The sequence below is a fragment of the Plantactinospora alkalitolerans genome (assembly GCF_015690345.1).
Lineage (GTDB): Bacteria > Actinomycetota > Actinomycetes > Mycobacteriales > Micromonosporaceae > Plantactinospora > Plantactinospora alkalitolerans.
In genome coordinates, this window is sequence record NZ_JADPUN010000348.1 from 1 (window position 1) to 8,887 (window position 8,887).

Consider the following 8,887-nt stretch of genomic DNA (forward strand, 5'->3'; position numbering starts at 1 on the left):
ACCGTGCAAGCATCGACGGGAATTCACGTGGACGCCCCCCGCGCCCACGTGAATTCCCGTCGATGCTTGCACGGTCGGTCGCACCCCGGGATCGTTCCGGTACGAACTGTGAGGCTCGCCATGCACAGCCCGTGACGAATCGGTCGAGGCCGATCAGCCTCCGTCGTCCGAGAGCGGTTCCACCGCAGGACGCGCGGCGGTGGGACGCCCGTGCCCCGTCCGAGGGTCGACCCACGAGCGGTTCCGCCCGACCGGAAGTGGCAACCGGCCGGGCGGGCTCTTCGACCGCTCGGTCAACCGGGAATGTTCCAGGCGGTGGCCTGGATGGTCACGGCGCCGTCGTTGGCGACCGCGACGATCTCGACCAGCACCATCCGCCACACGTCCCCACGCTCTCGCGCGGCGGCGTAGTTGGTGGTCACACAGATCATCGTCGCCTTGCGCACCGGCACCCTGCCCTCCTGGGCGATCGGGGCGGTACGGATCGCGTCGACGCATTCCTGCGGCGTCATGCCGGGCCGGGCGGCCTCGCTTCCCCGCACTCCGTCGCCCAACCTGAGGCTCGGCGCGTCGTTGCCGCAGCCCATGACGTACCGGAGGTCGTAGCCAACCTCGTTGACGGCCGCCCTCGGTTCGTCGAGATCGGCGTACATGTCGTAGCTGCATCTCGCCCTGAGAACGAGGCTCTGCTTCTCGTACTTGGGTTCGTACACCGTGCGCTCGTTCAACTCGGGTGGCTCGCCCGGCGAGCGGGGCACGTCGTCGGGGGCGGTGGTCGGATCGCCGGGCGTCTGCCCCTGGTCAGTGGTCGACGGGCCGGTGGGTGTCGCGGGCGCGTCGGTGGCCGGTCCACCGCCAGGCAGCGATGCCCGGCCGATTGCGATGTCCTTGGCATCCTTGGCCTGGTCGATGGCGCGCCAGGCGAAGACCGTCGAGCCGAGGGCCAGCAGCAGGGCCACCACCGAGATTCCGATGGCCAGCAGGCTGCTCTTCCGGCCGGCCGGCCGGACGAACCGGAGCGGTGGCGGCCGGCTGGGCGGACGAGGGCCGTGAGGGAATCTGGTACGCCGGAGGATTCGAGCCGGGCGGTTGTGGCGGAAGGCCGCCCGGCGGATTGGGTTCGCTCATTATGCTCATCTCCTGGCAACCGTAATCGCGGCGGAATTCTGCTGCCTTTCTCCCGGACCCACCGAATCGACGCTATCAGGAACCTGACAGAGACAGATCAGGATGCGCAATTCAGGGTTGATAATGGCGAACAAGCTGTTGCCTGCCACCGAAAGGACGATCCGAGGAGCCGTGTCGAATGACGGAAATTCCCACCCCATCAGTACGCCAGGATCTCCACGAGGCGGCAGGATGAGTCGACGTTGGCAAATCGGGACGGTGCTGGCGCTGGCCAGTGTCCTCGTCGCCGTCCTTACCCTGACTCGCGACATCTTCGACTGGCAAGTCGACCCGAAGACGCCGTCGTCCCCTGAGGCGTCGTCGCCCCCGAACAGTCCGGGCCCGCCGGTCGACCCGGTGCCGCCGACCACCGGTCCGACGCAGCGCGCAACCGCAGGTACCGGCGTGCGCACCCATCTGGACACCTTGCGGGTCGAGGCGGGGGAGGCGAACCTGAGCCCCCTGCCCCGCTCCCTCGACGGTCAGCCGGGATACGAGCGGCCCGTCGTCATCAAGTGCCCCAGCAACGCGGGTGCCGACAGGCAGCGCGAGGTGACCTACCGGTTGCAGCGGCGCTACCTCGATTTCACCGCTTTGGTCCGGCCCTATTTTCCCGCGTCCGACGACCACGACAGCACCGTTCATGTGTACGCCTTGTTGGCCACACGCGCACCCGACGACACCATCAACCGGACGACCAGTGCGGAATTGTTCGATGCTCGGATGGCCGAACCCAAGTCGCTGTCGGCGAGCGTCGAGGGTGCCGATGAACTGATACTACGGGTGCGTTGCCAGATGCCCAACGGTTATGTGGTATTCGCCAATGGCAGCCTCAAACCGAGCTGAACGGACCATTGCCGCCAAGCCCTTTCGAACTCTGTGACGGTTTTTGGGAAGGCCGGTCGTGGGCGGGCCAGCCCGGGTGCGACATCCAGTCGTCCGCGCGGAACGGCGGCAACCGTTCGCCGTCGCAGGTCGCGGCCGGTGGGGTGCGGCTCCTCCGGCCGCGCTCCCACCGGCGGGCGGGCGGCCGGAGGAGCCCGCTCCGATCAACCTCCTCGGAGACCTTCGATCCCGTCGAGCCGGCGACGTCGACGGCGTACCCAGAAGATCACCGGAACGGCGACGCCGATCAGCACCACGACGAGCGGGACCGCCGGCAGCAGGATGAGCGGCCGGGCCGGAAACGGTGCCGGTTGGCGGGCCGGGCCACCGAACCGGCCCGACTCCAGCAGGTCGCGTGGCACGTCCATCGCCAGCACCTCCCCGGGCGAGTCGACCAGCACGTCGGAGCCACCGCCGGGACGCAGCGCGACCAGGGTCGCGTCGCCCACCTCGAACCATCCGGTGTCGTTGAACGGGACATCCGCGGCTTTCCTGGCGTCGTTCTCGGGCCGGTAGGTCAGCGCCACCAGGTCGGTACCGAGACGCCAGCCGAGCGCCCGGACCGCCATCGCGGTGACCGGGCCGATGGCGGGACCGTCGGTGTCCACACCGCTCGCCGCGTCCAGGTAGCCGAACCGCCAGGTCCGGGCGGCCAACGCTGCCCGGTCACATTCGTCCTGGCAGCCGTCCAGGGCCACGGTGGCGATCCGCCGGCCGTCCGGGCTGAACGCGCCCACTCCGGCCAGATGGCGGCCCGGCCCGAGATCCCTGGTCCAGGCCACCGCGCCGGACCGGTTCAGCAGGCTCACCCGGCTTCCCTGGGTGAGCGCGATCCAGGCACCGTCCGGGGAGAAGGCGGCCAGCGATGCGGTACGCAGTTTCCACCTGTCCCCCAGCTCCTCGACCAGTACCCGGCTGACCCCCGTGGTCAGGTCGAGCAGGACCAGCCGGGCGGGGGCGATCCCGTACCCGGTGACCGGGTCGAACCCGACCGGGTACGCCGGCCTGTCCATGACGAGCACCGAGTCACCGTCCGGGGCCCAGGCCACCGGCTCGGCACAGCACGTCGTGCCGTCCGGCCCGGTGATCGTACGGCTGCGCCCGTCGGTCAGGTCCGTGACGACCAGCCAGCCGGGATCGGTTCCGGCGAGATGGCCCTGCGCGACGTACCGACCGTTCGGCGAGACCTGGACCTCCTCCCCCACCACGGTCTGCGCGCCGCCGTACAGCAGCATCCGGTACGACCCGTCCTGACCGACCACCGCCACCTTGCCCTCGTGGTCGAAGAGATCGGTGCCCCTGAGCCCGAACCCGTCGCCGCTGAACAGCAGTGTCGCCGGGCCGGCGGGAGCCTGCGCGACGGTCCCCTGCCACATCCAGGGCGTCCACACCCGGGCCGGCACCGCAGCCTCGCCCGTGGCCGGAGATGGAAGTGGGCGGTACCACACTGCCGGCAGCGTCAGAGCGGCCGCCACGAGAAGCACCACGACCAGCCGGGCCGCCATCCGCGTCCGGTCACGCCGACGCATCCGTCGCCCGGCCCGCCACACCTCGTCGGTCCGGGCCGGTGGCATCTGGTCGGCGAGTTCCGCCAGGGCCGTCCGCAGATCCCTGCTCACCGCTTTCCCTCCCTGCCGACCGAGGAAGCGCTGACCGAGGAGTCGCCGGCCGAGGCAGCGCCGATTGAGGAGTCGCCGACCGACGAACCGCCGACCAGTTCGGCGAGTTCGGGGGCGAGCGTCCGCAGTCGGGCCAGGGCGTCCCGGGTCTGGCTCTTGACCGTCGAGACCGAGCAGCCGAGCGCGTCGGCGGCCTCGGCCTCGGTCAGGTCCTCGAAGTAGCGCAGTACCAGCACGGCACGCTGTTTCGGGGCGAGTCGCCGCAGCGCGTCCCGGACCATCAGCGCCCCGACCAGCCCCGCCGTGCTGTCCGGAGTGGACGCCTCGGGTGGCTGGGCGTGCAGGTCGACGCCCCGCCACCGCCGCCGCCACATGGAGACGTGCTGGGTGTACAGGGTCCGCCGGACGTACGCGTCGGGGTCGCCCCGGGAAACGAGCCGCTCCCAGTGTCGCGCCACCCGGACCAGGGTGAGCTGCACCAGGTCCTCGGCCAGGTGTCGGTCGCCGGTCAACAGGTACGCCGCGCGGGACAGCGCCGCGACCCGGCCCGAGACGTACTCCCGGAAGGATTCCTCTGGATCCACACCCACCTCCTGACCATCACCACGCTCAGGGGTGTCCGCTCGGGTGGGTGTACGCCGAATCTTTCCGTCCGGTCAGGATGGCGCCGGTTGTCGGGTGGACGTGGGCCGCTCGGCAAGCCGCAGCAGGTCGGTCACGACGAAGGCGGGCAGCAGCAACTCCTGTGCGTGCCGCGCCTCGGACAGTACGAAGGTGCCGCCGAGGTCGTCGGGCCGCCAGCCGTTGCCGAGGGCGTAGTCGATCACCGCACGGACGTCCTTCGACTCCGGGTACGCCCCATCGGTCGCCGCCGGATCACCCCACCGGGACCGGGTCGCCCTGGACAGCAGGTCGACCCGCAACGCCCGGCTGTTCTTTCCGGCGCCCCAGATCCGGAGCCGGATACACCGGCACAGCCCCTGGCCGGTGCGTACCTGGTCGATCCGCGCGTTCCACGCGAACTGCCGATCATGGGCGTACAGCTTCCGCAGTCTCGACCTCATCCCTGCCCCCTGTCCGGATGCCATCACCAAACCGGCTCGATGGTCGCAGGAGGAGGTACGACCCACCAGCGGATTCCGGCCGGGCCTAGCCGGCGGCGGCAACGCTGGCGGCACCGTCCCTGCTCACCGTGGCCTGGGCACCGACGGCGTTCAGGCGGAGTTCCAGGAGCCGCATCTCGATCTCGGTTCCGGTCACCCCGGTCCGCACCAGGCGCTCGGCCAGGGCGGGTACGTCGGCCAGCGTGGTGCCGTCCTTGCGGAGCGCCGCCATCAGGCTCACCCGGGGAAGTTCCGGGGTCGCCTGGAGGCGCAGCCGGAACAGCCCGCACTGTTGGATCAGCGCGGACCGCACCGAGGGCGGTGACTCGTCCCAGCCGAACTCTTCCTCCCCGTCACCGCAGGCGGGGCACGATCCGAGGATCGTCCACTGCAGCCGGTCCTGGACGAGTGCCTCCCAGGCCCGGCAGGACTGGAGGCCGCCGCAGGACCGGCATCGCTGCGGAAGGGTCGCTTCCCACACCTGGTCCGTTCTCATCCGGTCGCCCCTTCCGTACCCCGTCCCCCGGTCGTCCCGGAAGCTCCTCCACTGTCCAGTTCCCTCGATGCGGGGAAGCTATTCCCGCATCGAGGAAGCCGCCGCCGGGCCGACCTGCGCCCCGGCCACGTACTCGACGACGCTGTCGATGATGGCGGGATCGCGCAGGATGCGCCGGTGCCCGAGCCCTTCGGACCCGAGCATCTCGGCCCGGGGCCAGGCCGCCGCTACCGCCTCGCCGTCGGCGTACCGGACCTCCTTGTCGGCACGGTCGTGGACGACGAACAGCGGCGGCAACCGCTCCTGTCCCGCCGCCCGCGCCGGCACGTCGAACTCCGGCATCCGCCGGCCGACCCGCCGTTCGATCCGGCGGAGGAAGCCGGTCCGGATCCGCTCGCCGAAGCCGAGCGCTCGGGCGAAGTCGGCGGTGTAGGCGATCGGGTCGCCCATCGGCGCGATCAGGACCAGCCGCTCGGCGGCCAGGCCGTCCAGGGCCGCGATCGCGGTGGCGGTGCCGCCGAGGGAGTGCCCGATGACGCTGTGCGCCGGTCCGCCCACCCGGACCACCGCCTCCAACGCGTCGACGAACTCCGGCAACAGCCCTCTACCCCGCCCGTACGCGCCGGGCGCCGACTCGCCGTGGCTGGGCGCGTCGAAGGCGATGACCCGGTGACCCGCCGCCACCAGCGGGGCGACGAACCCGGTGAACTGCCCTCGCCAGCCACCCCAGCCGTGCACCAGGTACACCACCGGCCCGGCACCCCAGGCTTCGGCGACGACGGTACGACCCCCCAGCGGAACGGTGAAACGTTCGCCGGGCACCTCGGGCGGGCGTACGGGTCCACGTGGGACGGTGCACCAGATCCGCTCGGCAAGCACCGCTCCCGGTCCGGGCGCCATCCGCTCCAGCGCGCCGAAGGTCAGCCGCAGCGTCCCCATCGTTACCGCACGAACGATCGTGCTTTTTTGCTTCCGCCAAGCGGCCATGTCGCTCCATCCTCAGGGTTCTGTCAGATCCGGGCGTTGTCCAGCAGCGCGTCCACTGCCCGACGACTCCGGGACGTGGCTGCGGGATCCTTCATCAGGCGGTGCGCGTGGAAGAACCCGAGCATGACGCCGTACAGGTCATGGGCGAACTGCTCGGGATCGGCATCGGGCCGGAACTCGCCTTCGGAGATCCCGGTCCGGAACATCTGGGCGACCGAATCCATCAGATCCCGGTGGTCGCGGACGAGCTGGTCCCGGACCGGTCCGGGCTGGTCGTCGAACTCAGCGGCGGCGGAGACCATAAGGCAGCCCGGCTCCCGCCCCAGGCTGCACGCGAGCCACCGTTCGACCAGGGTGCGGACCCGCCGCTCGCCCCGGGGCGCGGCCAGCGCCGGATGGATGACAGTCTCGACGAAGCTTTCCCGGGCGTACGCCAGGACCTCCATCTGGAGCGCTTCCTTCGAGCGGAAGTGCCCGAACAATCCGCTCTTGGACATCTCCACCTGGCTGGCCAGGGAGCCGATGGTGAGCCCGGCCAGCCCCAGCCGGCCGGCGATCTCGGTCGCCGTCGCCAACACGGTCTGCTTGGTCAGCTCACCCTTCCCCACAACCCCATCTTCCGCACGATCGTTCGTTCCGTCAAGTGCAAGGAAGGGCCCCTTCTTATCGTTTTCTGTAGAAGAAGGGTCCCCTCCTAACACCTCAGCTCGTCCGCCCAGGCGCGCATCGAGCGCGTGGGCACTACTGGCGGTGGAGGCCGAGGTCGGTGAGGGCAGCGGGGAGGGTGGCTGCGGTGGCCAGGTGCCGGACGGTGTCGCGTTCGCGGAGCTGGAGCTGGCAGTTGATTCCGTTGTAGTGCACGGCGACGGGTTGCCCGGGGTGGTGCCGGGCAAGCTGGCGGAGCAGCGGCACGGGATCGTCGACCGGAGCGGGATCGAATGCCTGCGGAATCCGGATCGGCTCGGTGGGGTTGTCGGGCACGCTGCCGACGACGGCCAGTTCGAGATACTCGAGGCAGGACGCGATCGCGGCCTCGGGGCCGCGCCCGGTGGGCGGATCGGCCGGGACGGCCGGCAGTCCGGCGGGACCGACCGCGACATCCCAGCTTTCGCCTCGGACGAGCCGGAGGTCCCCGGCGTTGCGGCTGTGGTCGGTGACGGTGATCGTGACGGTGAGGCCCAGACCGAGGACGATCCGGATCAGGTCGGCCAGGTCGGGAACCTCGGGTCGGACGGCACCGACGAACAGCCGGGCACCGGGTCGGCCCCGCCCGGCCCGCTCGAGGTACGCCGCCAGCACGTCGGCGCCGGGATGGTCGACGGTGACGACGCCGTCCCGGAGATCCTGGTCGAGAAATCCGCCGCCGTCGAGTTCGACGAGGTCTTCCGGGCGTACGCCGAAGGTGCCGGCCCAGTCCGCCAGCCGGTAGTCGACGGGAAGCTGGTGCACCGGCTTGCCGCCGGGCTGGGTCGCGACCAGCGGCGCCGGGACCGGGTCGCCGGGCCGCCAGGTGAGGTGTACGACTCGACCGTCCAGGTCGGTGACGGTGACGTTCACCCCGTGGTGGAGCCGGTGGGTGTCCCGGCAACGGTGGCAGGGCAACGCCGAAGGGCTTCGACCGGCGCCGGCGCACGCGGGGCAGTCGGGTTCGGCAGGCCGGCCGCCCAGTGTGCAGGAGCAGGCCCGGAGCCGACTGTGCGGGTCGCAGTCGGTGCAGTCGACGTACCCGATGGGTGGGCCCAGCCAGGACGGTGCCGGCGGCTGCCACCCACGGCGCAGGACGGTCGCCTGCCGGCTGGCGATCTGGCCGGTGGTCCACTCGGTCAGTGTCTCGGTGGTCCCGGCGACCCGCAGACTGGTGTGCCACCAGCGGCCGTCCCGCCAGATCGCCTGCGCGCCCGCTGTCGCGTCACCGGTGGCCACGTCGATACGGTCGGCGATGATCCGTCGTTCGAGCTGGTCGAGGTCGATCCTGGGCGGGTCGGGCACCTGCCGGTCACCGCCGTTCAGATAGTGGCCCGGAGCGGTGCGACCGCGCTCGTCCAGTCCGTACAGCGCGTCGGTGACCGTGGTGACGGGGCGACGGCGCCGGACAGGTCGTCGGCCCAGCCCCGCGCCTGCGCCGGGACCGGCCCGCCCGGGACCTCGTAGCGGATGTCCCAGGACAGGCCGCCACCGGCGCCGCGTCCACGGGCCTCGACCACCAGGTCCAGACAGAGCAGATCGGCCAGCCGGCAGAGCCGGCCCAGGTCGGCGGCCAGGTTCCGGGTCGGCTCGACGGCGGTCCGGCCGAGGTGGACGTACCACGGATGGTGGCTCTGGGTCGCGATCGTCGCCGCCTCCAACGCCCGGCGGGCCGGTTCGGACAGGTCAGGTTTCCACTGCCGGGGGAGGAAGAGCACCGGTCCGTCGGCCGACCCGGGCGAGTTCCGCGCGTCGGTCCACGAGCCGGCACCGACCGTCCCGGCCAACTCGCGCAACAGCGGCGCCACCGGAAGGTGCCAGCCGCCACCGCCGGGCCACCGGACCGGTTCCACCACCCCGGGTACGACGTTCGCCGAAGCCACCCTCCCGGTGTCCACGTTCGCCACCGTCAACACCAGTTGTGCCCGGCGCCGTCCGGTCTGCCC

At 71.1% G+C, this 8,887-nt stretch carries 9 protein-coding genes and 1 pseudogene; 1 reads left to right on the forward strand and 9 read right to left on the reverse strand.

Annotation, left to right across the window (positions count from 1 at the left end; translation table 11 throughout):
- Positions 1 to 293: 293 nt before the first annotated feature.
- Entirely contained in the window at positions 294 to 962 is a 669-nt protein-coding gene (locus tag I0C86_RS37000) for a hypothetical protein (protein ID WP_230395425.1), read from the reverse strand.
- A 424-nt stretch (positions 963 to 1,386) separates the two neighbouring features.
- Here I0C86_RS37000 and I0C86_RS37005 point away from each other — a divergent pair, with 424 nt between their 5' ends.
- A complete protein-coding gene (locus I0C86_RS37005) occupies positions 1,387 to 2,013 on the forward strand; it encodes a hypothetical protein (protein WP_196205970.1) in 627 nt (208 codons plus the stop codon).
- Between the two features lie 203 nt (positions 2,014 to 2,216).
- Here the strand turns inward: I0C86_RS37005 and I0C86_RS37010 are convergent, their stop codons facing one another.
- From I0C86_RS37010 to I0C86_RS37045, 8 genes and pseudogenes are all read right to left on the reverse strand, one after another.
- The gene (locus I0C86_RS37010) at positions 2,217 to 3,671 is read right to left on the reverse strand and encodes a WD40 repeat domain-containing protein (protein WP_196205971.1); all 1,455 of its coding nucleotides are present in this window, start codon (positions 3,669 to 3,671) and stop codon (positions 2,217 to 2,219) included.
- A complete protein-coding gene (locus tag I0C86_RS37015; RefSeq protein ID WP_196205972.1) occupies positions 3,668 to 4,255 on the reverse strand; it encodes a SigE family RNA polymerase sigma factor in 588 nt (195 codons plus the stop codon). Before I0C86_RS37015 ends, I0C86_RS37010 begins: the two co-directional genes overlap by 4 nt.
- A gap of 72 nt (positions 4,256 to 4,327) precedes the next feature.
- A complete protein-coding gene (locus tag I0C86_RS37020; protein ID WP_196205973.1) occupies positions 4,328 to 4,735 on the reverse strand; it encodes an integrase in 408 nt (135 codons plus the stop codon).
- An 85-nt stretch (positions 4,736 to 4,820) separates the two neighbouring features.
- Complete coding sequence (locus I0C86_RS37025; protein ID WP_196205974.1) at positions 4,821 to 5,270, reverse strand: hypothetical protein; 450 nt, start codon at positions 5,268 to 5,270, stop codon at positions 4,821 to 4,823.
- 78 nt (positions 5,271 to 5,348) lie between these two features.
- Positions 5,349 to 6,209: an alpha/beta fold hydrolase gene (locus tag I0C86_RS37030; protein WP_230395426.1), complete on the reverse strand. Its 861-nt coding sequence runs from the start codon at positions 6,207 to 6,209 to the stop codon at positions 5,349 to 5,351.
- Positions 6,210 to 6,280: 71 nt separating this feature from the next.
- Entirely contained in the window at positions 6,281 to 6,865 is a 585-nt protein-coding gene (locus I0C86_RS37035) for a TetR/AcrR family transcriptional regulator (protein ID WP_196205976.1), read from the reverse strand.
- A gap of 133 nt (positions 6,866 to 6,998) precedes the next feature.
- Positions 6,999 to 8,246: a hypothetical protein gene (locus tag I0C86_RS37040; RefSeq protein ID WP_196205977.1), complete on the reverse strand. Its 1,248-nt coding sequence runs from the start codon at positions 8,244 to 8,246 to the stop codon at positions 6,999 to 7,001.
- A gap of 17 nt (positions 8,247 to 8,263) precedes the next feature.
- A pseudogene (locus I0C86_RS37045) lies at positions 8,264 to 8,887 on the reverse strand (hypothetical protein); the annotation flags it as partial.